The organism is Bradyrhizobium sp. LB14.3 (assembly GCF_040547985.1).
Classification (GTDB): Bacteria; Pseudomonadota; Alphaproteobacteria; order Rhizobiales; family Xanthobacteraceae; genus Bradyrhizobium.
Genome location: NZ_JBEPQT010000004.1, coordinates 477,744 through 501,431, shown reverse-complemented (window position 1 = coordinate 501,431; position 23,688 = coordinate 477,744). Strand labels below are relative to the sequence as shown.

Here is a 23,688-nt window from a genome sequence, read left to right as displayed (position 1 = left end):
AAAGACCCAGCGGTCGGGACGAAAAGCTGGCAGCAATCAAACAAAAAGCGGAACATCCGCCTTGACACACCAAATCCCCATGTGAGCAATCCAGACTGTCTCTGCGGAAAGATCCTTGATTGCTTCGCGGCGCTCGCAATGACGAGATTGGGGCAACTGCATCGCTCTTTCAATGGGCCTTCCAGATAGCTGACACGCCTTCGCGTTCTCGCGGCGCGTTTCGCCCGAGCTTTAAGGTTTCGTTCGCGCGCTCTGAAGCCAAAGGGCGCAGGGAAGGCCGGGCGCCGGCGGCACCCGTTGGTCCGTGCGCGACAAGAGTGCACACGGGGTGGACCGATGGGGTGGCCGATCGCCCGGCCTTCCCTGCGCGGATGGTTTTAACGGTGTCCTTCGTGCTCTCCCCGGGGAGCGATGCACTATTGCCCCCGTCGTCCCGCCGATGGCTGATGCGCGCGCCCGGTCGGGCCGCCACATCACCGCTGGGACTTGACGCACAGACCCCGGGCGTCAGGACCACACGACTTCTCCGTCCGCGGACGGACCCGCCTGATCGTCAAGGGCTTGCGTGTGCTCACCCCCGACAATCGACCAGCCCGCTCTCCAGCGCCGTGTCGTACCGCGTCGCGTGAGGACTCACGGTTGCCCGCCCTGTCATCACGCCGCCCGCGCCGACGCTGCCGCGTCCACCGCCACCCGGCCCGCATGTCGTGACGATCGCGAACGCCCCTTTGGCAGGGCCAGGATGAGCGTCGTATGCCACAAATCCGAAATTCGGAAAAGTGAAATCTTTTTACGCGGAGGGCTTGACCGGGTATTTTGCCCGACGCCTCGCGGGTGCAGGCCGCGCGCGGCGAGAGGGCTTGGGCAGCCCGCAGCTACACCGTCATTGCGAGCGCAGCGAAGCAATCCAGACTGTCTCTGCGGAAAAGATTCTGGCTCGCTTCGCTTCGCTCGCAATGACGGAAATTATGCTGGCGGTCGGAGCATCACTATCCGGGCCACGGAAAAGCCTACGCCGGCGTCAGCTCGTCATACACCGGATAGTCCGTATACCCCTTCTCCTCGCCGCCATAGAACGTCGCACGGTTATACGGCGTGACCGGATAATCGTGCTGCAGGCGGCGCGGTAGGTCGGGGTTGGAGATGAAGATGCGACCGAAGGCGATGATGTCGGCATGTCCCTCCGCGATCGCGGCGTTCGCCGTCTCGCCTGTGAAGCCGCCGGCGGTCATCAGCACACCACTGTAGAGCGGACGGAACAGCAGCATCGCCGACGGCACGTTCTGCCAGTTGACTTCGGCTCGCCCCGAACCGCTGGAGCGCGGTTCGATGAAATGCAAATAGGCGAGACCGAGCTTGTCGATCGCCTTCACCACATGCGTGTAGAGCGGCATCGGATCGGGCTCGCCGGAATCATTGGCAATGCCGTGGGGCGACAGCCGCACGCCGACGCGGCCCGCGCCCCAGACGTCGATCGCGGCCTGCGTCACTTCGAGCAGAAGCCGCGCGCGGTTCTCGATCGAACCGCCGTACTGATCGGTGCGCTGGTTGCTGCGCGACTGCAAAAACTGTTCGAGCAGATAGCCGTTGGCGCCATGAATCTCGACGCCGTCGAAGCCGGCGGCCAGCGCGTTCTTCGCGCCCTGCCTGAAGGCCTCGACGATGCCCTTGACCTCTTCGGTCTCCAGCGCGCGCGGCGTCTCGTAGTCGGAGATCTTGCCGTCGGCGGTCATCGCCTTCACGCCTTCGGCCTTGATCGGTATCGCCGAGGCCGAGACCGGCAGCTCACCACCGTGGAAAGAGGAATGAGAGACGCGGCCGACATGCCAGAGCTGGAGAAAGATGATGCCGCCCGTGGCATGCACGGCGTCGACCACCTTGCGCCAGCCGGCGATCTGCGTCTCCGAATAGATGCCGGGCGTCGCCGGGTTACCGCGGCCATGCGAGAGCACGGGCGAGGCCTCGGCGATGAGCAGGCCGCCTTGGGTGGCGCGCTGACCGTAATATTCGGCGTTGAGCGGCCGCGGCGAAAAGCTCTCGCGCTCGGCCCGCATGCGCGTCAACGGCGCCATCGCGACGCGATGCGCGAGCTTGTACGGACCGACCTGCAACGGTTTGAACAACGCCTCGAATTTCATGCGGGCCCCAATGGCTAAGAAAGGATGCGGATCATATAGCGAGGGGCGGCCACCGGAAAAGGCGCCGCCCCTACAAAAGCAGATATTCCCTCCCGCGGAACGCGGGAGAGAACGAGCGTTACGCCGTCTTGATCCAGACGGCCTTCACGTTGAGATATTCCTCGACATGCTGCTTGCCAGACTCGCGGCCGTAACCGCTCATCTTGTAGCCGCCGAAGGGCACTGCCGGGTCCATCGCCTGGTAGCAATTCACCCACACCGAGCCGGCGCGGAGCCTCTTCGCAACCGCATGTGCCTTGCTGACGTCGCGCGTCCACAGGCCCGAGCCCAGGCCGAACGTGGTGGTGTTGGCGCGCTTGACCAGTTCGTCCATGTCCTTGAACGCGATGGCGGAGATGACCGGTCCAAAGATCTCCTCCTGCGCGATCCGCATGTTGTCCTGGACGCCCGCGAACACGGTGGGTGAAACGAAGAAGCCTTTCGACAGCGCGCCTTCGGTGACCCGGCCGCCGCCGGCGAGCGCCTTGGCGCCTTCCTTCTGGCCGATGTCGAGATAGCTGGTGACGCGTTCGAGCTGCTGCTCGGAGACCAGCGGCCCGATCTGGGTGTTGGGATCGAGGCCGTTGCCCACTTGCAACTTCTTGCCGAACTCGGCGACACGTCCGACGAATTCCTCGTAGATCGACTGCTCGACGAACAGCCGCGTGCCCGCGCTGCAGATCTGCCCCGAATTGGCGAACACCGCCATCGCCGCACCAGGCACGGCCGCATCGAGATCGGCATCCGCGAACACGATGTCCGGCGACTTGCCGCCGAGTTCCAGCGAGACACGCTTGAGGTTGCCGGCCGAGGCACGGATGATCGACTGGCCCGTGACATGCGAGCCGGTGAAGGCGACCTTGTCGACGTCGTGGTGCGAGGCAAGCGCGGCACCCGCGGTCTCGCCATAGCCAGGCACGACGTTGATGACGCCGGGCGGCACGCCCGCTTCCATCGCGAGCTCGGCCATGCGCAGCGAGGTCAGCGGCGCTTCTTCGGCGGGCTTGAGCACGACGGTGCAGCCGGTCGCGATCGCCGGACCGATCTTCCAGATCGTTGCGGTCAGCGGGCCGTTCCAGGGAATGATGGCGCCGACGACGCCGATCGGCTCCTTCAGCGTGTAGGAGAATATCTCGCCGGGCAGCGAGTTCTCGATGGTTTCGCCGTGGATCGCGGTGGTCTGGCCGGCATAGTAGCGCAGCATGCCGACGGCGCGCAGGCGATAGGCGCGGGTACGGCTGAGCGGGGCGCCCATATCGAGCGTGTCGAGCTGCGACAATTCGTCGAAATTCTTCTCGACGAGGTCGGCGAGCTTCAGGAGCAGGTTCTGCCGCTCGAACGGCTTGACCTTGCTCCAGGCCCCTTCGAAGGCGCGGCGGGCGGCAGCAACTGCACGGTCGATATCTTCCTTGTCGCCCTCGGCGACCGTTGCGAGCAGTTCGCCGGTGGCGGGGTTGTGGGTCTCGAAGCGCTTGCCGGAGGCAGCATCGACCCACTTCCCGTCGATCAGCATCTGCTTGTAGGACCCGTTGGCGAATGGATGGCGCGTGATCGGAATTGCCTGCGACACAGCCATGGCTGAACTCCCTGTCAAATGATTGATTGGTTCGATCTGGGCGGGATCGTTAGGTCGATAGAATACTGCGATGCCGGATAGGCGTAAAGTCGGTGCGGAACGAAGACCTCCCATGCCGACTTGTGCAGGGTCGCGCGAGCGCCATGTTATAGCCCGACCGAGCCCCTCTCCCGGAGACGATCCATGCCGCACCCCGCCATCGTCAAAGACAATGTTGCCGTGATCACCGGCGGAGCGTCCGGCATCGGATTCGCCGCCGCCGCAGCGTTCGCGCGCGGCGGCATGAAGGTGTGTATCGCCGATGTGGATCAGGCGCGGCTGGCGGAGGCCGCCGCAAAACTGTCATCCATCACTTCTGCCACACATGTGATGACCTTCGCGGTCGATGTCAGCAAGGCCGAGAGCGTGACGCAACTGGAGCGCGCCGTGCACGAGCGCTTCGGCGGCACCGACATTCTCATGAACAACGCCGGCATCCAGCCCGGCAGCACGCTGTTCGGCGAACCCGACAACTGGCAGCGCATCATCAGCGTCAATATGTGGGGCATCATCAACGGCTCGCGCATCTTCGCGCCCAACATGATCGCGCGCGGCAGCGCCGGCCTCATCATCAACACCGGCTCGAAGCAGGGCATCACCACGCCGCCTGGCGATCCCGCCTACAACGTCTCCAAGGCCGGGGTGAAGGCTTTTACGGAAGCGCTCCAGCACGAACTGCGCAACACCAGGGATTGCCGCATCACCGCGCATATGCTGATTCCCGGCTTCGTCTTTACGGGCCTTACCGCGAAGGGCCGCACCGAAAAGCCGGCGGGCGCCTGGACGGCCGAGCAGACCGTGGATTTCATGCTGGCACGGCTGGAGGCCGGCGATTTCTACATCCTGTGCCCGGACAATGACGTCCCGCGCGCGCTCGACGAAAAGCGCATGCTGTGGGCCGCCGGCGACATCGTGGAGAACCGCCCGCCGCTGTCACGCTGGCACCCGGATTATGCGGATGCGTTCAAGAGATTTGTCGAGGGGGATTAGATGAGCCGTGAGCCCTTCATGCTGAGGAGTGCGGAACGCGCGTCTCGAACCATGCAGGCCCGGCTGGGGCCTCGATCCTTCGAGACGCCCGCTTCCAGCGGGCTCCTCATGATGAGGGTTAGAGCGTCTCTTGCTGATGCCCGCAATTCTTGCAGGAGAATTTGACGCGGGACTGGCCCTTTGGCGCCTGCACCCGGTTCGGGGCGCCGCATTTGCCGCAGACGGCCTCGATGCGGGTATCGCCCTGCTTGACGACGACGGTCTTCTTTTCCATCGATTCGCGGATCAGGCGCTCGGCCTCCTCACGCAGGGACTGTTTGGACAAAGCTCGTCTCCGCCATAAATGCGGGCGAGGCTTATCCCACCTGCGGCGAAATCACAATCCGAAACGGCTGCTCAGACTTCGACAATCACGTAGCTGTCCTCGACATGCACCGCAAACGTCTCGGCAACATACGGGCCCTTCTGGAGTTCCTCGCCTCGCTCCACCGCGACCGGATATGACCTTATCTTGACGCGCTTCGGGTCGAACCACGACTGGCCGTTGCGCATGTCGAACTCCCAGCCATGCCAGGGACAGCGCAGCATCTCTCCGACGCGCGAGCGCTGATAGACGCCGGGCTCGGGCGAGGTCAGCCGCGCCACGCACGCCGCTTTCTCCAGCGGCGCGCCTTCGTGCGGGCAGCGGTTCAGCAGCGCGAAGAACTCGCCATTGACGTGGAACACAACGATGTCGCGGCCCTCGACGTCGACGACCTTGTTGCCGCCGGGCGGGATCTCCGAGGTGGACGCAACGATGTGACGGGCCATATTCGCTCACACCGCTCTCAGAATTTATAGACCGCGCGGGCATTGGTGCTGAAGATCTTGGTCCGCTCGGCTTCTGTCAGCGGCGTCTTGAAAGCGAAGCGCGGATCGTCAAAGTCCCAGTGCGGATAGTCCGATGAGAACAATAAACGGTCGATGCCGACCCATTCGATCAGCGAGCGCAGATGCCGGGCTTCGTCAGGCTCGTCGATCGGTTGCGTCGTGAACCAGAAATGCTCGCGCACATATTCCGACGGCTTGCGCTTGAGATGCGGCACCTCGCTGCGGAAGCGCTCAAAGTGCTGGTCCATCCGCCACACCGCAGATGGGATCCAGCCGAAGCCGCCCTCGATGAAGACGAACTTCAATTTTGGAAAGCGCTCCGGCACCCCCTCGATCACGAGACTGGCAAGCTGCGCCGCAATGGTGTGTGCGTTGGACTGGTGCTCCTCGACATAGTAGGACGGCCAGCCGCCGCCGGTCGGCGCATGCCCGCCATAGCCGCCGACATGGATGCCGAGCGGCAGATCCAGTTCTTGGGCACGTTCGTAGATCGGCCAGTAGCGGCGGCGGCCCAGCGGCTCGTTGGCGCGCGGCGAGACGTTGATCTGGATGTATTCGCCGATTTTCGCGCAACGTTCGATTTCGGCAATCGCAAGATCGACGCCATCCTGGCCGACCAGAATCGAAGCCTTCAGGCGCGGGTCGCGATGCGACCAGAACGCCAGTTGCCAGTCGTTGATGGCACGCTGGATCGCGGCGCCAAATTCGAGATTTTGCTGCGAGAAGATGAAGAGATCGAGCACCTGCAAAATCCCGAACTCGACATCGAGCGGATCGAGATGCTGCTTCTGCATGAAGGCGAGATCCGAGCCGGGTGGCCCGCCGGTCGGCGGCCAGGCGTCGCGCCGGGCGATCAAAGGCGAGGAGCGCGGATATGGCGTGGTGAACAGATAGGGCGTGCGCAGATGGCTGCCATATTCCTTCAGATGCTGCTGCCAGCGTTTGGGCAGGAACTCGTTGAGATCGTCGAACGAATGCAGGCTCGGATGCACGTCGCAATCGACGATGCGCAGCCGGGTCGCCATCGGCTTCTCGTCTTCACGCAGCGGACGGTCGATGACTTCACTCATGCGAACCTCCAAAGTTAGTTGGCGAGCGACAGCCGCGGAAACGTCTCCAGCGGGTTGTCGACGCACATCTTCGAGATGATGCTCTTCGGCAGGTTCGGCGGGATCGGATCGTCGCCGTCGAACTGCCAGTGCGGATAGTCGGACGCGAACAGGAACATCTTTTCGGAGCCGATCTGGTCGATGATCTCCTCGACGCTTTTGGCGTCGGCCGGCGCGTCGAACGGCTGCATGGTGAGGCGAAAATTGTCGCGGATGATCGCAGCCGGCTCGCGCTCGACCCAGGGCACCTCGACGCGCACCCCGCGCCAGGTCTTGTTGGCGCGCCACATGAAGGTCGGCAGCCAGCTCACACCGGATTCCATCAGCACGACCTTGAGATTCGGAAACTTGCCGAACACGCCCTCATAGATCAGGCTCAAGATCTGCGCCTGAAACGCCTGCGCCTCGACGAAGTAATATTCGTAACGGTGCGACGGCCAGCCGGCTGAGCTCGGCGCCTGCCGATATTGCGTGCCGGCGTGGATCGCGAGCGGCAGCTTGTATTTCTCCGCGAGCCGATAGACCGGCCAAAAATGCCGCCGCCCCAGCAGCGTCTCGCCCTGAGCCAGCACCAGGATGGAGACGAAGCGATTGTCGCCGGCGCGGCGCTCGATCTCCTCGATCGCCAGATCCGGATCCTGCATCGGCACCACGATCGAAGCCCGCAGGCGCGGATCGCGCGACAGCCACTCAGTGGCGATCCAGTCGTTGATCGCCTTGCAGAAGTCGGCCGCCATGTAGGGGTCGAACACGGCCTGTGCGCCATAGAGCACGTTGAGGATGGCGTGGCTGGCACCGAGCTGCTCGAACGCGCCCTTCTGCACCATCGCGAGATTGGAACCAGGCTTGGCGCCGTTCGCCGGACGCCAGTCGGCGCGGCCCGCCAGCGGCATGCTCGGTGGATAGGAGGTGAGATCGAGTCCGTCGATGGCGCGGCTCACGACCTGCTCTTTCCAGTGATCGCTGAGATAGGGCAGCAGCGTCGTGCGCGTGCCACCAACAGCCGGGTGGACGTCGCAGTCGATCCGCGTCACCGCCATGAGCTTCCTCGCCGATATCTTGTAAGCACATCTTATTGGCGGCGTGCCGCCCGCGAAGACTGCCCCTGCCCGTACGTTTGCGCAAGGTCGCGCGACCGCGCGATCCGTCATGGCTCGGTTGCATTTCCCAAGCGCGATATGAAGTTTGGCGGAATGTGCTCCGCCGCCGAAGCAGCGGAGCGCATTGGTCCGCCGCCTTCTTGCGTATTGTCTATGCCCATCAAGCCTCGATCAAGGGCGCGGCCCGAAGCGATGGCGCAGCGGCTGCGCGGCTCGATCAGGCTGAAGCCGACCGACGAGGGCGCGGCCTTCGAGCTGCCGTTTCCAATAGCCTAGATCGCGAACACCCAGGCGGCGACGATGGTGCCGATGGTGACCAGACCGGCGATGGTCCAGCCGGCGGCGTATTCCAGCTCAGGATGACCGGTTGCCCGCATGATCTCTGCCGGATCGGCGGTATGCTTCTGTGCCATGACAGCCTCGCACATTACTTCCTGCGTCATATGTAAGTCGCATCAGCAGCCATTAGGTTCCATCACGGAAATGCGAGGAATGACGCAGCTTGGTTTGTTCGCTGATCCGCAAGAAGGCCCCGTCGGCCTTCGCTACACCGATGACTTCGTCGAGGCCGCCGCCGAGCAGGCGCTGATCGGCCGCATCGCGGCATTGCCGCTCCAGCGCTTCCAGTTCGGCGCCTTCGAGGGCAACCGCCGGGTGGCGTCCTTCGGCTATCGCTATGACTACGCCCTGCAGCGGCTCGCGGAGGCCGAGCCGATCCCGGACTGGGTGCTGCCCATCGCGCATCAGGTCGAGGCATGGGCGGGTCTCGTTGGCGGCAGCGTCCAGCAGGTGCTCTGCACCGAATACGACGCCGGCGTCGGCATCGGCTGGCATCGCGACAAGCCGCATTTCAAAGAGATCCTCGGCCTGTCGCTTGGCTCGTCCTGCAAATTCCGCTTCCGCCGCCGTAGCGGCGACAGATGGGAGCGCCACACGCTCGAAGCCCTGCCGCGCTCGCTTTACATGATGGACGGCGAGGCGCGGTCGCAATGGGAGCACAGCATCCCGCCGGTCGAGGCGCGCCGCTACTCCATCACCTTCCGGACGATGAAGCAGGCCTGACGGGGCGGCCGAAACAAAAAACGCGAAAACAACCCCATGCACAGTAGAACGGCGTTCTCGGCCCGAGGCTCGGCCCTGCGGCGTAACCATTTGACACCTCGATGCAAAACAGCCGCGCCGCGCAAAGGCGCAAGGCCTGGCGAACTTGCCTTCCAATTCGCGTTTACATGCTAAACTGGTTCCACGCGCTGCCCAGGAGGGAAGCCGCGATTGCAGGTCCAGGGAGCCACGGATGAAACCCGTTCGATTGATCCTCGCCTGCGCCTTCGTTGTCGCAACCGCGTCCGGTGCCTCCGGCGCGGCGCCGGCAAAGGTCTCCGGCTCGACGGCGCTGGCGCTCGCGGGGGTGATCGCGCCGCTGTCACCGGTTCTGTCCGGTGCCGAGAAGAAGGCAATGGCGATGCTGTTCGCCGCCAACAGCGACATTCCCTACAAGAAGCCGATCGTGGTGACCGCCGATAGAATCGTCTGTCGCACCGGCCACGTCGACATCACCGTGCGGAACTGCGAGGTCGCCTTCGGCAAGAAGACCAGGACGGTGAACGGCTCAACGGCCAACGAGATATTCGCCACCGAAGCACTGGCCGGCATTCCGCCCGACGGCGCGGCGGGATCGAATTTCGAGAGCCTGACGAACCTGAGCTGCACGATCGACCCCAATGCCATCAGGCGGAAGGACGGCGGCGGGGCGGATTGCACGTTCCAGCCGGGGAATTGAACCGGGCCGGGAGGACGAAACGGGGGTGCCGTGAAATCGCCTCAAGACCAACTAACTAATAAGGCGAATTGAAAAGACAGGCCAAACGCGCGAGCCCATATCGGGCACGCGGGGCCGACACCGACATGAAGAATTATCTCGCATTTTTTCTAATTCTGGGCGTGACGGCAGCCTCCGCGCACGCTCCGTTGCCGATGCTGCCGGCTGCGCCGTCCGATCTCGTCCGGGTGGGCCTCACCGACAACGACACGAGCGCCGGTGGCACCGCGCGGCTGTGCGAGCAGGTCACCTTCTCGCGCGGCCTGCGCTACGGCGAGAGCGAAGCCAATGTGCTCGATATCGCCACCAGCACGACCAAGGCGAATACCCCGCGGCCGGTGCTGCTGTTCGTGGCCGGCGACACCTTCACCGGTGACCACGCCGCGCCGGAGCTGTCGCGCCAGATCCAGGACCAGGCCATGTGCTTTGCCGCGCGTAACGACATGATCGGCGTGCGCGTCAGCTACCGGCTGGCGCCCTCGGCGACCTGGCCCACTGGGGCGACCGACGTGGCGGCGGCGCTGTCCTGGATCCACGGCAATATCGACCTGTTCAATGGCGATGCCCACGAAATCGTCGCGGTCGGCTACGGCGCCGGCGCCTTCCATGTCGCCACCCTGCTGGCCCATCCCGAGTTCCAGACCGACCGCGCCGATGTCGCGGCGGTCGTGCTGGTGTCCGGGGTCTATCGCGCGGGCAAGGACGCGAGCGACAGTGAGAAGGCTTATCTCGGCAGCGACGCCAGCCAGTACAACAAGCGCTCGGTCTTCCCCGGCATCCTCAACGTCGAGGTGCCGATCGTGCTGGCCTGGGCCGCGGACGATTCCGCCGGGCTCGTGGCGCAGGGCGAGACCCTGAAGAAGACGCTCTGCGGCGCCGGCCATTGTCCGCGCGCCACACTGCTGCGCAGCCGCGACGGCATCGCGAGCGCCTTCGGCCTCGATGGCTCCGGCGACAGCCTCGCCGAGCCGACGCTGCTGCTGGTGCATCAACTCGAGGCGCGCGGGCTGCCGTAGCGGCACCCCGCTATCAGCGTCAGCGAGGCTGCCGTGTGGCTCCGCGCACACCGCGCACGGTCGAACGGAGCCATCAGGCCACACGATCGACAAACGCTTGACCTAGATCAAGCGGTCCTGGTGCAAATTGAGCCGACCTCGATCAGAGCCAACGTCAAGGTGTCGAGCATGCGCGTCTCCGGCAGGATGCTGTTCGTGTTGATGGTTGCCCTGGCATCGCTCGGGGCGATGTCCCAGGAGCGCGCCGATCAATCCTCCGTCGATAACGAAATCCGCATCGGCAACGTCATGCCGTATTCAGGACCGCTCTCCGAATTCGGCGCCATCGGCCAGGCGGAGGCCGCCTATTTCGACATGGTCAACGCGCGTGGCGGCATCAACGGCCGCAAGATCCGCTTCATCACCCGCGACGACAATTCCGATCCGGCGACCGCGCTGGAGTTGACCCGCAATCTGGTCGAGACGGACGACGTGCACCTGATGTTCGGCTCGTTCGGCACGCCCGGCAATCTCGCCACGCGCTGGTATCTCAACGAGAAGAAGATCCCGCAGCTGTTCGTCGCATCCGGCGACGAGGAGCTGAGCCAGGCCAAGGCGTTTCCCTGGACCATGGGCTGGCAGCCGCCGTTCCGGTCGGAGGGGCGCATCTATGCCAACTACATCCAAGCCTATTATCCGCGGAAGAAGATCGTAGTGCTCTGGCAGAACGACCAGTTCGGGCGTTCGCTCCTCAAGGGCATCGAGGAAGGTCTTGGCGATCTGAATCGTCTCATCCTCGTCGACATCGCCTTCGACATTGCCGACGAGCATCTCGACGGACACGTCTCGATCCTCAAACGCACCGGCGCCGATGTTTTCGTCTTTCTCGGCGTGCCGTCGACGGCGTCCAAGGTGATCAAGCTGGCGGCGTCACTGAAATGGCGCCCGGTCTTCATAGTCAACGACGCCTCCGCCTCGATCGCCAACGCGATGGCGCCCGCGGGCCTGGAGAATTCGGCCGGCGTGATCTCGGCGGCCTTTCTGAAAGATCCAAGCGATCCCGCGTGGAAAGACGATCCTGCCATGAAGGACTGGTTCGCCTTCATGGACAAGTACCATCACGTCGAAAGCACCAACAACAGCGCGGCGCTCTATGGCTACGCCGCGGCCGAGACACTGACGCAGGTGCTGAAGCAATGCGGCGACGACTTCTCGCGCGAGAACATCATGCGTCAGGCAGCTTCGCTCAAGAGTTATCAGCCTTCCGTCGCGCTGCCCAACATCAGGATGAACACCTCGCCGAACAGCTATCTGCCGATCAGGCAGATGCGGCTGGTCCAGTTCGACGGCCGGTCCTGGCAACCCTTCGGCGAGGTGATCGAAACCGCATTCACGGAAGGTGCGGCGCGATAGGCGCAACGCCAGTCTATGGTGGTTGCGGCAAATGCCTTTTCGTTTCATGACGAATGCTTAAAATCGACCCAGATCTGCATTCACTCCGCCGGGAGATCCTCCAAATGACCGAGACCATCCGCATCAAGCGCTTCAATGTGCGCCCCGTGATCGTGCCGATGAACCTGCCGCTCAAGACCTCGACCGGGGCTGTCGCAAAGGCGCCGCTGGTGCTGATCGACTGCGAGACCGACCAGGGCGTGCGCGGGCACGCCTATCTGTTCTCGATCACGCCCTCGGCCTTGAAGCCGCTGACGGCGATGGTCACGGAAATGTCGGACCTCGTCGCCGGCGACGAGCTGCTGCCGTTCGAGATCGAGCGCAAGCTGACCCAGCGTTTCACGCTGCTGGGGCTCGCCGGCCTGCAGCGGATGGCACAATCCGGCATCGACATGGCCGCATGGGACGCGCTGGCGCGCGCACGCGGCCTGCCGCTGGCGCGGCTGCTCGGCGGGGCGCCGAAACCGGTCAGAGCCTACAATTCGAAGGGCCTCGGCATCATGCCGGCGGGTGCCGCGGTGGAGGAAGCTCACAAGCTGCTGGCCGAGGGCTTTCAGGCCGCAAAGATCCGCGTCGGCCGCCCCGATGCGCGGGAAGACCTGAAGGTGGTGCGCGCGGTGCGCAAGGCCGTCGGCGACGACGTGACGCTGATGTGCGACTACAACCAGGCGCTGACGGTGACTGAAGCCATCCGCCGCGGCGAGATGCTCGACGATGAGGGGCTGACCTGGATCGAGGAGCCGATCCGTCACGACGACTATTCCGGCTGCGCCCGTATCGCGGATGCGCTGCGCACCCCGGTCCAGATCGGCGAGAACTTTGACAGCGCGTTCGCGATGCAGTCCGCGCTGTCGGCGGAAGCCTGCGACTACGTGATGCCCGACGTGCAGCGCATCGGCGGCGTCACCGGCTGGCTGCGCGCCGCGGCGCTCGCGCATGCCGCCGGCAGCGAGATGTCGACGCATCTGTTCTCGGAAGTCAGCGCGCATTTGCTTTGCGTGACGCCGACCGCGCATTGGCTGGAATATGTCGACTGGGCCGACGCGGTGCTGGCGACGCGGTTGCAGATCAAGGACGGCTTTGCGCTGCCGTGCGAGGAGCCCGGCAACGGCATTGCGTGGGACGAGGCGGCGGTGAGGAAGTATCTGATTGATTGATCGACACGGTTTCCTTGTGGCCATCCTTCGAGACGCCCGCTTTTAGCGGGCTCCTCAGGATGAGGTCCTGTTGCGCGGCGAGACCGTAGACCCTCCGGCAAGACTGTAGACCCTCATGGTGAGGAGCGCCGCTTACGGCGCGTCTCGAACCATGAAGGCCGAGCACTCTCGCAGCCTCGCCATATGCGTTAGGCCTGCCGGGACCGGGCGAGGGAGCGCCGTCAACGCACCGCCGCGTTCAAATCCATCGTCTCCAGCAGGCTGTTCTGGCGCCAGTCGATAAAGGCATCCTTGAGACGGCTGATGATTCCGGCATGCTCAGGCATACCCCAGAGATTGCGCTGTTCAAGCGGATCGCGCTCGAGATCGAACAACTGCCCGTCCTCGGCGCCGTGGATGAACACGACCTTCCAGCGGTCATCGCGCACCATCGTGATCAGCCGCGCGCCGGTCATGGCGACGTCGCCGGCTTGCTCGCTGAACACGAACTCGCGGCCACTCCATTCCTCGCCCTTCAGCGCCGGCAGCAAGCTGCGGGCCTGGAACGGCTTTGGATGCTGCGCGCCGGCAAGATCGAGGATGGTCGGGCCCAGATCGAACAGCTGGCACTTTTCCTGAATCCGTCGCCCGTCGGAAGGAAGGCTGGGTGACCAGAACAGCAGCGGGACGCGGGTGACGGGCTCGTACATCGACCATTTCTGGCTGAGACCGTGTTCGCCGAGATTGTCACCGTGGTCCGACATGAAGACAACGACGCAATTGTCAAGGTAGCCCTTGTTTTCCAGCACCTCGATCAGGCGGCCGATCTGCTCGTCGATCATGGTGACGTTGGCATAGTAATGCGCGCGCAGGCGCCGCATCTCTTCGTGCGTCGGCGCCAGCTTCCATGACACCGCGTCGTGGTCGACCTCGGTGTCATGGCGCCGCTTCTCCTTCAGATACGCCGGAAGCCCCTCGATCTCGGCCTCGGTCGGCTGCGGCACCGGAAGGTCGTTGCGCGCGAGATAATGCTCCAGATATTCCGGCAAGGGGTCATAGGGCGGGTGCGGTCCGGGCAGGCCGATCTGCATGAACAGCGCTTCCGGCTTGGGGCGGGTCTCCAGCCACCACATCGCGGTCTCGGCGACAAAAATGTCCGGATGCAGCGACTTCGGCATCTCCCAGGTGAACGCGCCCATCCGATCGCCATAATCCGGCAGGCTGCGATAGCCGGCGCGCGACGGCTTTGTCAGCTTGTGCGTGGCGAAGGCCTTGTCGAGCTCGTCGGCGAACCAGCGTCCCTCCAAAAAGCGATCCTTGTTCTCGACCACGAAGCGTTCGTGAAAGCCGGCCTTGGCGTCATAGGGGATCGTGTGCATCTTGCCGACATTGACGCAGTGATAGCCGGCTTCCGCCAGATTGCTGACCCAGGTCTTCTGCCAGTGTTGCCCGTTCTTCAGGACGCCCGAAGCGTGCGGATAGAGACCGGAGAACAATGCCGCGCGCGAGGGAACGCAGCTCGGCGCATTGATGAAGCAATTATCGAAATAGATGCCTTCACGCACCAGACGATCGAGATTCGGCGTCTTCATGTAGGGATGGCCCGTCGCCGCGATCGTGTCGAAGCGTTGCTGGTCGGTCATGACCAGGACGATGTGGGGCTTTGTCACGATTGTTTTGTCCTACGCGGCATTGGGAGGGGAGAAGATATGTCTGACATAATAATTCTTGTCAAACCGCCATTGGCTGGATTATCCTTCAGAACGGCCGCGTTTATGCGGTCATTTCTTCGCACTCGCAATATATCAGACATTAAACCCAGCAGAGCCGGATCAACGTGGCAAAGGCCGACAGCAAGGACAGTCAGCAATCAAGCGGTCACGTCGCCCGCGAGGTGGCGCGGCTGATCCTCACCGGCGTGTGGCGCGAAGGCGCGACCCTGCCGCGCGAGATCGAGCTTGCGTCACGCTTCGGCGTCAGCCGCGCATCGATGCGCGAATCGCTTTCGCTCCTGAAGGCGAAGGGACTGATCGCCTCGAAGCAGAAGGCCGGCACGCATGTGCGCACGCGCTTCGACTGGAATATGCTCGACGCGGAACTGCTGAACTGGACCTTGATGGCGTTGCCGACGCAGGAGTTTGCCAAGCAGATCATGGAGATCCGCAGGATCGTCGAGCCCGAGGCCTGCGCGATTTGCGCGACGCGCGGCACGGACGAAGACTTTGCCAGGATCGAGCGGGCCTATCGCGGCATGGACGCTGCCGGAATGGACCGCGTCGCCTATGCCGAGCCCGACTTGCAGTTTCACCGCGGCATTCTCATCGCCACAGGCAATGACTTTCTGATTGCTTTTGGCGCCACGGTCGCAGCCGCACTGCGGATGTCGTTCAACCTGTCGAGCACCAATCCGGGCGCGCCGCGCAAGAGCCTGCCCTATCATCGCGCGGTGCTTGAGGAAATCTGGGCGCGCAATCCCGACGGCGCGCGTCAGGCCATGCACAAGCTGATGGATCTCACCGAACAGAACATCGTCTCGGCCATGTCGCGCCAGAAGAAAAAGGACACCGAGGACGAGAAGGCCCGCACCAGACGGGCGCGTTGAAACCGACATACAATATCGAGGGAGGTCAAGATGAAGAACGCATCGCGCGCAAGTTCGCTCACCCGCCGTAAACTGCTCAAGGCCAGTGCCGCGACCGCGGCGCTTGCCGCGTTCCCCGCGCCGCTGATCGCGCAGACAAAGCCGTTTGCCGGCGTGACGCTGCACGGCGCCTCGTTCCAGCACCGCTTCTTCACGCTGCTGCAAAAGTACATTCCCGAGTTCGAGGAGCAAACCGGCATAAAGGTCGACCTGCAGCTCTCGGCCTTCCCGGTCTACAACCAGCAGGCCAATCTCGAACTGTCCTCGGGCGGCTCGGCCTACGACTTCGTCAACGTCACCTTCATCCTCGCTGCGCGCTGGGTCGCTGCGGGGCTGCTCGCCGATCTCAATGAATTCACCGGCGATCCCAATTTGACGCCCGCCGAGTGGAATCCCAAGGACTTCGTCGAAGGCGCGCAGGTGCCCTATCGCGACGCCAAGGGCGGCACCTATGGCTATTCCTGGGAAGGCGGCGCGATGCTGATGGGGCTGTCGCGCATGGACCTGATGGAAAAGAAAGGACTGAAGATCCCCAAGACGTTCGCCGAGCTCCAGCAGGTCTGCGCCGAGATCAACGGCACCGATGGCGTCAGCGGCATCACATCCTTCCAGCTTCATCACTGGAACCTGCCGCCCTACATCCAGGGCTTTGGCGGCGACATCTTCCGCAAGCCGCCGGGCGACATCATGCCGGCGCTGAACACGCCGGAGACCATCCAGGGCATCGAGTTCTACGCGAACCTGTTGAAAAACGCGCCGAAGGGCGTGCTCACCTATACCGAGGACCAGGCGCGGCAGTCGCTGCTCACAGGACGTTCCAACATCTTCATCCATTCCAGCTCCTGGGTGACGCCGATCCTGCTCTCCGACGAGAGCAAGGTGAAGGAGACTTCGCGCGTGGTGCGCTCGCCCGCCGGTCCCGTGCATGATTATCCGGCGTCGAACAGCCAGGGGCTCGGCATTCCCAAGAACGCCAAGAACAAGAAGGCCGCGTGGGAATTCATCAAATGGGCGCTCTCGCCCGACATCTCGATGCGGCTGGTGAAGGAGCACGGTCATTCCTCGGTGTGCCGGCGCTCGATCATCACCAGCGAGGCCTATCGCAAGCTCAACACGGTGAACGGGCAGGACCTCGGCGCGCTCTATCTCGAAGTGCTGGAGCTGCCGGCCAAGGGCGAGAACTACATGGCCTATCGCACCGTGAAGGAATTCCCGATCGTGGGCGACGTCCTCAACAAGGCGTTCGAGCAGGTCGCAACCGGCCAGCTGCCGGCAAAGGACGCGATGAACGCGGCGCAGGACCAGGCTATCGCCGCACTGCGCCGTTCCGGGACGCAGCTTTGAGCGAGAGTGGAATTGACGGAGAGCGCCGCAGGTTCATCGCCTTCGCGCTCACGCCGAGCCTGATCGTGCTGTTCGCGATCGCCGTGCTGCCGGCGATCTATCTCGTCGTGACGAGCCTCACGCCATTCCAGCTGACGATGCCGGGCTCGGCCACCGATTTCAGCGCGCCGCTCCGCAACTACGGCCTGCTACCCGGCGATCCCCGTTTCGTCAATTCGCTGTGGGTGCAGGCCAAGCTGTCTTGCTGGGGCGTGCTGTTCCAGGTGTTGTTCGGCATGCTGCTCGCGCTGCTGCTGAACGTGCCGTCGCGCCTTGTCGAGTTCGCCCGCACCTTCTTCCTGATTCCGATGGTGCTGCCGCCGATCGTGGTCGCGGTGATCTGGAAGCTGATCTACACGCCCGACATCAGCCCGCTCTATTACGCGGCACAAGCCCTGCATTTCACCATGCCGGCACTGACATCGAGCGTCGATTTCGCGCTGACCGCGATCATCATCGCCGACACCTGGGAATGGCTGCCCTTCACCTTCCTGATGGTTCTCGCGGCGCTGCAGACCATCCCGGATGAATATTCGGAAGCAGCCCTCGTCGACGGCGCCAGCACGCTGCAGATCTTCTGGTACGTCACGCTGCCCTTCATCATGCCGATCCTGGTCGTATCAGGCATGTTCCGGCTGATCGACAGCGTGAAGGCGTTCCCGCTGATCTTTTTGCTGACCAGCGGCGGCCCCGGCACAGTCACTGAAGTCACCAATTACTATGCATATCTGCTCGCCTTCGACACTAACGAGATCGGCTATTCCAGCGCGGTCACGGTCGTGATGCTGCTGCTGGTCGCCGGCGTCAGCCTTGGCCTGGTCTGGATGGGACGGCGCCGGGAGGCGATGGCATGAACGCGCCCACCTCACGCAAGGCGACGCCCGGCCGGCTGGCCGCGATCATGGTGACCCTGCTCATCCTGCTCTCGCCGTTCCTCTGGTTGTTGCAGATGAGCTTCAAATCGAACGACCAGATCCTGCAATTCCCGCCACCGCTGATCTTCACGCCGACACTGGAGCACTACAGCGCACTCTGGCACAGCGCGTTCTCGGCTTCCTTCGTCAACAGTCTGCTCAGCGCCTCGTTTTCGACCGCACTCGCGCTGCTGCTCGGCGTGCCCGCCGCCTACGCGTTGTCGCGCTGGGCCGGACGCGGCAAGCACGCGCTCTCCTTTGCGATCCTGGTCACGCGCATGGCGCCCCCGATTGCGTTCACGATCCCATTCTTCCTGTTCTACCGCTGGATCGGCCTGCTCGACACTATCACCGGCCTGGTGCTGGTTTATACCAGCTTCAACCTGCCGCTGGTCATCTGGATGATGCAGCCGTTCTTCGACACCATCCCGGTCTCTCTGGAGGAAGCAGCGCTCGTCGACGGCGCAAGGACCCGGACGATTTTCACCAAGATCGTGCTGCCGATGGTGACGCCGGGGATCGCGGCGACCGCGATCCTGTGCTTCCTCTACGCTTGGAACGATTTCTTCTTCGCGCTGATCCTGACCCGGACCAATGCGCGCACGGCCCCCGTCGCCGTCGTCAACTTCATGAACTACGAAGGCTGGGAATGGGGCAAGATCGCCGCCGGCGGCTCGCTGGTGATGGCGCCGGTGCTGATCTTCTCGCTTGCCGTGCGCCGCTATCTCGTCAGCGGGCTCACGGCCGGCGCGGTCAAGGGATGAGGTCATGAAGCTTCCGACCGGCGCATCGCGCACCGTCTTCATCTTCGCCCATCCCGCCGGTCATGTTGGCGCGCCGCGCCATTACACGCCCTATTTCGAGCAGCAGGGCCTCGACTGGCACATGATGCCGATGGACGTCGAGCCGAAGCATCTCGCCGAGACGATCCGCGCGCTGGCAAAGTCGCCGAGCACCGCCGGCTTCACTTTGACCATGCCGCACAAGCCGGCCGCGTTCGAGCTCTGCGACGAGGTCGGGCCTGCCGCGACATTCGAGGGCGTGGTCAACACCATCCGGATCGAAGCCGATGGAAAGCTCGTCGGAGAATCCTTCGACGGCGGCGGATTTCTGAACGCCGCGCGCGAGGCCGGCATCTTCGATCCCGACCGCGGCACCGTCGTGATCGGCGCCGGCGGCGCCGGCCGCGCGATCTGCCATGCGCTCGCGGCGGCAGGTGTGAGGCGCCTGCGCATCCTCAACGAGGTGCCGGGCCCGGTCGAGACGCTGGCGGCAAAGCTGCGCGGGCAATTCCCTGATCTCGACATCAGTGTCGAGGAGCGCTTCGACGATTTAGGCCTGTGCGTCAATGCCACCTCGCTCGGCCTGTACGCGACCGACGCGTTGCCGATGGATCCGGCCAAGCTGCCGAAGGATTGCGCCGTGTTCGACATCATCGCCGCCCGCCGCACTGGATTCATGGAAGCCTGCGCGGCCCGTGGCCTCAAGGTCATCGACGGTGTCGCCATGATCCGGCATCAGTTGCCGCTGCAAACGGCGTTCTGGCGGGGAGCAACTACTCCTTCAGCTCCGACATCCTGAGGCGCAAGCAGCGGGTAGTGCACCTGCAGATGCCTCTACCAAACCTCCGCGCCGGGGATTTTCTTGCGCACCGCCATGCGCTGGATCCAGATGCAGCGACGGACCGATCTATTGGAGCGGCCGACCGCGGATATTCCTTCGCCGGCCTGCAGCAGTGGCGCCACGTTTTCACGCAGCGCGCGGCAGCGCTGGAGCTCGGCCTGCCAGTCGATGATTGCTGCGTCGGCCCGCGACGCAATCAGCGACAGTACCGCCACGGCAAGACAGCTCGCTCGCATGGTCCGCATTCCCTTCACCGTGGTCCGACCGGATCGCGCCGGTAGCGGAAATCGCAATGAGGCGCGCCTTGCATGATGGTCTGCGTCCGCGTCAGCGCGACGTCGGGGCCGAACCCTTCTGCGGTCGCAAAATCGGCGGTACAGACCAGGAGAAAGCCGAGCTCCGGCTCGCCCAGCGCCTTGTAGAACTCGGCATAGGCGCACCGCGTCACGTCGAACGCGAAGACGTCCTCAGTCTGCTCGATGACGTCATAAGCGAGCGCGTCGTCACGGGCATAGGCCCTGAACGCCGATGATACGGCCTTGCCGAGATCGGTCTCGTTCCTGGCTTTCCAGAATTCCTCGCCGTAGCCGCGATAGAGATCGCCGAGCGTGGTGCGCACCAGCGCGTTGGCGCGCGCCTCGCCGAGTTCGGCCTGGAGCGCCTTCACCAGCGGCACCAGGACTTGCGCCTGAATCTTCGCCTGTTCGATGACGGAAACGCTCATGGGCGGCCTCATATCTGAGGCCACATCGTAGCCCGGATCGGACGAAGCGTAATCGGGGTTTCGTGCCGGATGACGAGATTTCCGGATCTCGCGAAGCGTAGTCCGGGCTGCGCGGGCCGCGTACGTTCGGTTGTTTGGACTTGGCCGATGCCCGCTGGGCTTCGGCAAGGCATCCTTCACTCGCTACCGCGAGCGAAGGATGGTGGGCGCGACAGGGATCGAACCTGTGACCCCTACCATGTCAATGCTCTCCCGCGCTCTTGTGCTGAGCTTGGTGCCAGAAAACTCGAACATCTCTAACCAGTTAGCAGACCATAGTAATATGAAAGGCCGGAAGCAAGCTCTCTCGGCGAGCAGTCAAGTGGGACCAATTTGGGACCAACCCCCAAACCAACAATACGTGACCCATTCGGGTTGTCAGACACGGTCCCCCAGTAGCTTCTTGAGGGTGCGAGGGGTGATGATCGGCAGTGGATGAGCAGTTTTCATGTCGAACAACGCCACGTCGGTGGTTACAAAAGCGAGGACCGCAAAAGAATGTCGGAAGCTGGCGAAGAACAACCCCATCCGTTCGTTTTCGGCGAGCCGCCATTGATAGCTAAACTGATCGGAGACCTCAAACTTGCCCTGTTCCAAGATCAGGGGAGGCAGCAAGATGTCAAAGACGCTTTGCGGAAACGTTCCTTCCAGTCGATCCACGTTGGAAAACCACCGAGCGGCAACTCCTCCCCGGTCAGGAACGATCTTGCCTGTCAACTCGTAGTAAAGTGCAAACCCTAACTTGGTAGCGAATGTTTGCATATGAGCAGACACAAGCGGCCCATCGGTCTTCAAGAAGCTTGCCGCTGCATATTGGGGCAACCTTTTCCTGGCTGCTGATAGATCATCTGCACCGAGATGCATTTCCTCCAGCAGCCCCGGCACGTTGTTGCTCACGCCGGTCAGCAGCTTCTTCAACTCGGCCTTCTCTTCCTCGTCCTTCGCATCAGGCGCCACACGACTTAGCAGTGCTGCCACCAGATCAACGCGGCCAGTTCCTTCGTTGCAATCTTTGCAGCTTGCAAATTCCAATCCCTTGGGACGACGACGACCACGGAACATAGCCAGTGGGGGAACGTGATCGATGGAGGCTGCTGAAACAGCACCGCCGCAATAGATGCAGTAGGGGCACGCTTCCAAAACCTGACTATGCGCCTTTTTCTTGGCTCGGCTTTCACCCATGATGCAATCAAATCCCCTGTAGCGGCTCACACGGCTGCTAACTGCGGCTGTCCATTGGCATGCCTTCCGCAGATCATTGACAAAAATCTGAGAGGGGTGCGGTCGATCGGGTTAGGCTCTTCCCCCCGTACCCCACCACTGCTCTCACGCACTGGCTGCGCTCGCGTCACCCTGCCGTGCAGTCTGCGTTTCGATCAAGAACATCGCCATCGCGCCTGCCAAATTAACAACGAGCGCAGCATGCCTTGCAGAGGGCCTGACTGCACGTCGGCCCTGACCGTGAGCATCACCTATCTTGTTTCGGATGGTGCCAATGTTGTTCACGATGTTCTGGCAGCTTCCAAGGATGGACTTGAAGGCTTCCTCCGTGTGTTGGCTCGGCGCAAGGTTGAGGAGTTCGGCAGTCCGTCGATAAAGCTTCGGCAGGTCATCATCGTCGCTGTACGATGGTGCGCCCTGTGCGTCCTGTATCGACTTGCAGACGGTTTCCAGCAGCGTCCTTGCGAGGGTAACCGCTCCCTCTGGATCATCAAAGCGGCGATCCAGCGCCTTGGTCCAAGCCTTGTGAACACCCGGCTCGTCGAAGCTCTCCAACGTCTCGGAAATGCTAACGTCTGCCGGTGCTGCGTTTGTGCGTTCGAGAAAGTCGAGAAGCGGAACGAATGCCTCTCTGATCATGATGCGGCGCTCCGCGTATGTCGGAGCTTGCGCCTTAACCCATTGCCAGAAAGCACTCAGTGTCCGGCAGACGCGAACAAACTGGGGCAGCAGCCTTGCCGTCTCTGGCCGCTCCACAAGCTCCCGACGAAGAAGCCGATATTCGTTATCTACGCCGGTTCCGCTGGTTGCCATCGCTACCAGCATTTCCTGCAATGCCAAAGCACGGTCAGCAGGCTCGGTTGGAAGTTCCTCCACGACTCACCCCCCCTTTCACAGGTGCAAGTATACTTCGACTGGACGTTCTCGCGGCTTCTTGCAGGCCTATCCGCGCTATTCACAGGCTGCTGTGTCGGCGCAGCAGTCCCTCTCCACGCTGGAGCAGTTGACTTGAGCGCAACTGTCCGTATTTTGACCATTATACGAACAGTTATCTCCTTCGGGCGCAGGAAACCATGGCCAAATCTCATCTCAAGCTCGTCACGCCGACCACCGAAAAACGAACAGTCACTCCGAAACGCCGCCTCAATGCCGACCTGCGCAGCCGCGAACACCTGACCGAGACCGAAGTGGACAAGCTCGTTCAGGCAGCGAAGGCCAACCGCTGGGGCCACCGGGACAGCACCATGATCCTTGTGGCGTGGCGGCACGGGCTGCGAGTGTCTGAACTGGTGGACCTGCGCTGGGATCAGATTGACTTCGCCAGCGCCACCCTGCACGTCCGCAGGGTCAAGCAAGGCACACCCAGCACCCACCCCATCATGGGTGATGAGTTGCGAGCCTTACGGCGCTTGCAGCGGGAGCAGGAGCCGAAGTCCCCGTTCGTATTCACCAGCGAGCGGGCGGGGCCGTTCACCACGGCGGGCTTCGCTCGCATGATGGAGCGGGCGGGCGTTGAGGCAGGAATGCCCTTCAAAGTTCACCCGCACATGCTGCGTCACGCTTGTGGGTTCGCGTTGGCCAACAAGGGGCATGATACGCGGGCGCTGCAAGCTTATCTGGGCCACAAGAACATACAGCACACTGTGAGGTACACGGAGCTATCGCCCACCCGGTTCAAGGACTTCTGGAGAAGCTGAGGCGGGCGCAGCGGCTTAGTGCGACACCGATTGCGAAGCAGCTTGGGGCCTCAATCGGGGCAATCTACAAGGCGATGAACGCCCGGTAGTCCTTGCCGGTGCTGGCGGCTTCTGTGCCACCCGTGATGTCGGCACTCATTTCGGAACTCAGGCACCGCCGGTTCCGGTATGGCAACACCGCGC

The 23,688-nt window shown here is 63.1% G+C and carries 25 protein-coding genes; 13 read left to right on the top strand and 12 right to left on the bottom strand.

Features of this window, described 5'->3' with window-relative positions; all coding sequences use genetic code 11:
- Positions 1 to 1,010 precede the first annotated feature (1,010 nt).
- Entirely contained in the window at positions 1,011 to 2,138 is a 1,128-nt protein-coding gene (locus ABIB00_RS12595; RefSeq protein ID WP_354104538.1) for an alkene reductase, read from the bottom strand.
- Positions 2,139 to 2,256: 118 nt separating this feature from the next.
- Positions 2,257 to 3,753: an aldehyde dehydrogenase family protein gene (locus ABIB00_RS12590; RefSeq protein WP_354104537.1), complete on the bottom strand. Its 1,497-nt coding sequence runs from the start codon at positions 3,751 to 3,753 to the stop codon at positions 2,257 to 2,259.
- A 183-nt stretch (positions 3,754 to 3,936) separates the two neighbouring features.
- On the opposite strand from ABIB00_RS12590, the gene ABIB00_RS12585 reads away from it, so the two are divergent.
- Entirely contained in the window at positions 3,937 to 4,782 is an 846-nt protein-coding gene (locus tag ABIB00_RS12585) for an SDR family NAD(P)-dependent oxidoreductase (protein ID WP_354104536.1), read from the top strand.
- Positions 4,783 to 4,900: 118 nt separating this feature from the next.
- On the opposite strand, the gene ABIB00_RS12580 is transcribed toward ABIB00_RS12585, so the two are convergent.
- From ABIB00_RS12580 to ABIB00_RS12565, 4 genes are all read right to left on the bottom strand, one after another.
- Entirely contained in the window at positions 4,901 to 5,107 is a 207-nt protein-coding gene (locus ABIB00_RS12580; protein ID WP_354104535.1) for a hypothetical protein, read from the bottom strand.
- A gap of 71 nt (positions 5,108 to 5,178) precedes the next feature.
- Positions 5,179 to 5,592, bottom strand: a complete 414-nt coding sequence (locus tag ABIB00_RS12575; RefSeq protein WP_354104534.1) for a Rieske (2Fe-2S) protein — start codon at positions 5,590 to 5,592, stop codon at positions 5,179 to 5,181.
- Positions 5,593 to 5,609: 17 nt separating this feature from the next.
- Positions 5,610 to 6,722: an amidohydrolase family protein gene (locus tag ABIB00_RS12570; protein ID WP_354104533.1), complete on the bottom strand. Its 1,113-nt coding sequence runs from the start codon at positions 6,720 to 6,722 to the stop codon at positions 5,610 to 5,612.
- A 14-nt stretch (positions 6,723 to 6,736) separates the two neighbouring features.
- A complete protein-coding gene (locus ABIB00_RS12565; RefSeq protein ID WP_354104532.1) occupies positions 6,737 to 7,801 on the bottom strand; it encodes an amidohydrolase family protein in 1,065 nt (354 codons plus the stop codon).
- Positions 7,802 to 8,014: 213 nt separating this feature from the next.
- On the opposite strand from ABIB00_RS12565, the gene ABIB00_RS12560 reads away from it, so the two are divergent.
- Positions 8,015 to 8,137 carry a hypothetical protein gene (locus tag ABIB00_RS12560; protein ID WP_256468448.1) on the top strand — a complete coding sequence of 41 codons (123 nt, stop codon included), beginning with the start codon at positions 8,015 to 8,017 and terminating at the stop codon, positions 8,135 to 8,137.
- Here the strand turns inward: ABIB00_RS12560 and ABIB00_RS12555 are convergent.
- Positions 8,134 to 8,274: a hypothetical protein gene (locus tag ABIB00_RS12555; protein ID WP_164718835.1), complete on the bottom strand. Its 141-nt coding sequence runs from the start codon at positions 8,272 to 8,274 to the stop codon at positions 8,134 to 8,136. The two genes, ABIB00_RS12560 and ABIB00_RS12555, sit on opposite strands and share 4 nt — an antisense overlap.
- A gap of 79 nt (positions 8,275 to 8,353) precedes the next feature.
- Here ABIB00_RS12555 and ABIB00_RS12550 point away from each other — a divergent pair, with 79 nt between their 5' ends.
- From ABIB00_RS12550 to ABIB00_RS12530, 5 genes are all read left to right on the top strand, one after another.
- Complete coding sequence (locus tag ABIB00_RS12550) at positions 8,354 to 8,923, top strand: alpha-ketoglutarate-dependent dioxygenase AlkB (protein WP_354104531.1); 570 nt, start codon at positions 8,354 to 8,356, stop codon at positions 8,921 to 8,923.
- A gap of 232 nt (positions 8,924 to 9,155) precedes the next feature.
- Positions 9,156 to 9,641 carry a hypothetical protein gene (locus ABIB00_RS12545; protein ID WP_354104530.1) on the top strand — a complete coding sequence of 162 codons (486 nt, stop codon included), beginning with the start codon at positions 9,156 to 9,158 and terminating at the stop codon, positions 9,639 to 9,641.
- Positions 9,642 to 9,766: 125 nt separating this feature from the next.
- A complete protein-coding gene (locus tag ABIB00_RS12540; RefSeq protein WP_354104529.1) occupies positions 9,767 to 10,696 on the top strand; it encodes an alpha/beta hydrolase in 930 nt (309 codons plus the stop codon).
- A 168-nt stretch (positions 10,697 to 10,864) separates the two neighbouring features.
- A complete protein-coding gene (locus ABIB00_RS12535) occupies positions 10,865 to 12,088 on the top strand; it encodes an ABC transporter substrate-binding protein (RefSeq protein ID WP_354104551.1) in 1,224 nt (407 codons plus the stop codon).
- Positions 12,089 to 12,192: 104 nt separating this feature from the next.
- Complete coding sequence (locus tag ABIB00_RS12530) at positions 12,193 to 13,284, top strand: enolase C-terminal domain-like protein (RefSeq protein WP_354104528.1); 1,092 nt, start codon at positions 12,193 to 12,195, stop codon at positions 13,282 to 13,284.
- A gap of 221 nt (positions 13,285 to 13,505) precedes the next feature.
- Here the strand turns inward: ABIB00_RS12530 and ABIB00_RS12525 are convergent, their stop codons facing one another.
- Complete coding sequence (locus tag ABIB00_RS12525; RefSeq protein WP_247339718.1) at positions 13,506 to 14,933, bottom strand: sulfatase family protein; 1,428 nt, start codon at positions 14,931 to 14,933, stop codon at positions 13,506 to 13,508.
- A 167-nt stretch (positions 14,934 to 15,100) separates the two neighbouring features.
- Between ABIB00_RS12525 and ABIB00_RS12520 the strand changes: the two genes are divergently transcribed.
- Genes ABIB00_RS12520 through ABIB00_RS12500 form a run of 5 tightly spaced genes read left to right on the top strand, consistent with a single transcriptional unit; the run spans position 15,101 to position 19,782 of the window.
- On the top strand, positions 15,101 to 15,865 hold the full coding sequence (locus ABIB00_RS12520; RefSeq protein ID WP_354050773.1) for a FadR/GntR family transcriptional regulator: 765 nt from the start codon (positions 15,101 to 15,103) through the stop codon (positions 15,863 to 15,865).
- Positions 15,866 to 15,895: 30 nt separating this feature from the next.
- On the top strand, positions 15,896 to 17,248 hold the full coding sequence (locus ABIB00_RS12515; protein WP_247445076.1) for an ABC transporter substrate-binding protein: 1,353 nt from the start codon (positions 15,896 to 15,898) through the stop codon (positions 17,246 to 17,248).
- Complete coding sequence (locus tag ABIB00_RS12510; RefSeq protein ID WP_354104527.1) at positions 17,245 to 18,141, top strand: carbohydrate ABC transporter permease; 897 nt, start codon at positions 17,245 to 17,247, stop codon at positions 18,139 to 18,141. The genes ABIB00_RS12515 and ABIB00_RS12510 overlap by 4 nt, the downstream gene beginning before the upstream one ends.
- Positions 18,138 to 18,965, top strand: a complete 828-nt coding sequence (locus tag ABIB00_RS12505; RefSeq protein ID WP_247339693.1) for a carbohydrate ABC transporter permease — start codon at positions 18,138 to 18,140, stop codon at positions 18,963 to 18,965. The genes ABIB00_RS12510 and ABIB00_RS12505 overlap by 4 nt, the downstream gene beginning before the upstream one ends.
- Positions 18,966 to 18,969: 4 nt before the next feature.
- Positions 18,970 to 19,782, top strand: coding sequence for a shikimate dehydrogenase family protein (locus tag ABIB00_RS12500; RefSeq protein ID WP_354104526.1), 813 nt, complete (start codon positions 18,970 to 18,972; stop codon positions 19,780 to 19,782).
- 35 nt (positions 19,783 to 19,817) lie between these two features.
- On the opposite strand, the gene ABIB00_RS12495 is transcribed toward ABIB00_RS12500, so the two are convergent.
- From ABIB00_RS12495 to ABIB00_RS12480, 4 genes are all read right to left on the bottom strand, one after another.
- The gene (locus ABIB00_RS12495; protein WP_247339815.1) at positions 19,818 to 20,060 is read right to left on the bottom strand and encodes a hypothetical protein; all 243 of its coding nucleotides are present in this window, start codon (positions 20,058 to 20,060) and stop codon (positions 19,818 to 19,820) included.
- 14 nt (positions 20,061 to 20,074) lie between these two features.
- The gene (locus ABIB00_RS12490; protein WP_354104525.1) at positions 20,075 to 20,548 is read right to left on the bottom strand and encodes an L-2-amino-thiazoline-4-carboxylic acid hydrolase; all 474 of its coding nucleotides are present in this window, start codon (positions 20,546 to 20,548) and stop codon (positions 20,075 to 20,077) included.
- 417 nt (positions 20,549 to 20,965) lie between these two features.
- The gene (locus ABIB00_RS12485) at positions 20,966 to 21,769 is read right to left on the bottom strand and encodes a hypothetical protein (protein ID WP_354104524.1); all 804 of its coding nucleotides are present in this window, start codon (positions 21,767 to 21,769) and stop codon (positions 20,966 to 20,968) included.
- A 144-nt stretch (positions 21,770 to 21,913) separates the two neighbouring features.
- Positions 21,914 to 22,684 carry an abortive infection family protein gene (locus ABIB00_RS12480; protein ID WP_354104523.1) on the bottom strand — a complete coding sequence of 257 codons (771 nt, stop codon included), beginning with the start codon at positions 22,682 to 22,684 and terminating at the stop codon, positions 21,914 to 21,916.
- Positions 22,685 to 22,881: 197 nt separating this feature from the next.
- Here ABIB00_RS12480 and ABIB00_RS12475 point away from each other — a divergent pair, with 197 nt between their 5' ends.
- The gene (locus ABIB00_RS12475) at positions 22,882 to 23,505 is read left to right on the top strand and encodes a tyrosine-type recombinase/integrase (RefSeq protein ID WP_354104522.1); all 624 of its coding nucleotides are present in this window, start codon (positions 22,882 to 22,884) and stop codon (positions 23,503 to 23,505) included.
- Positions 23,506 to 23,688: the final 183 nt, after the last annotated feature.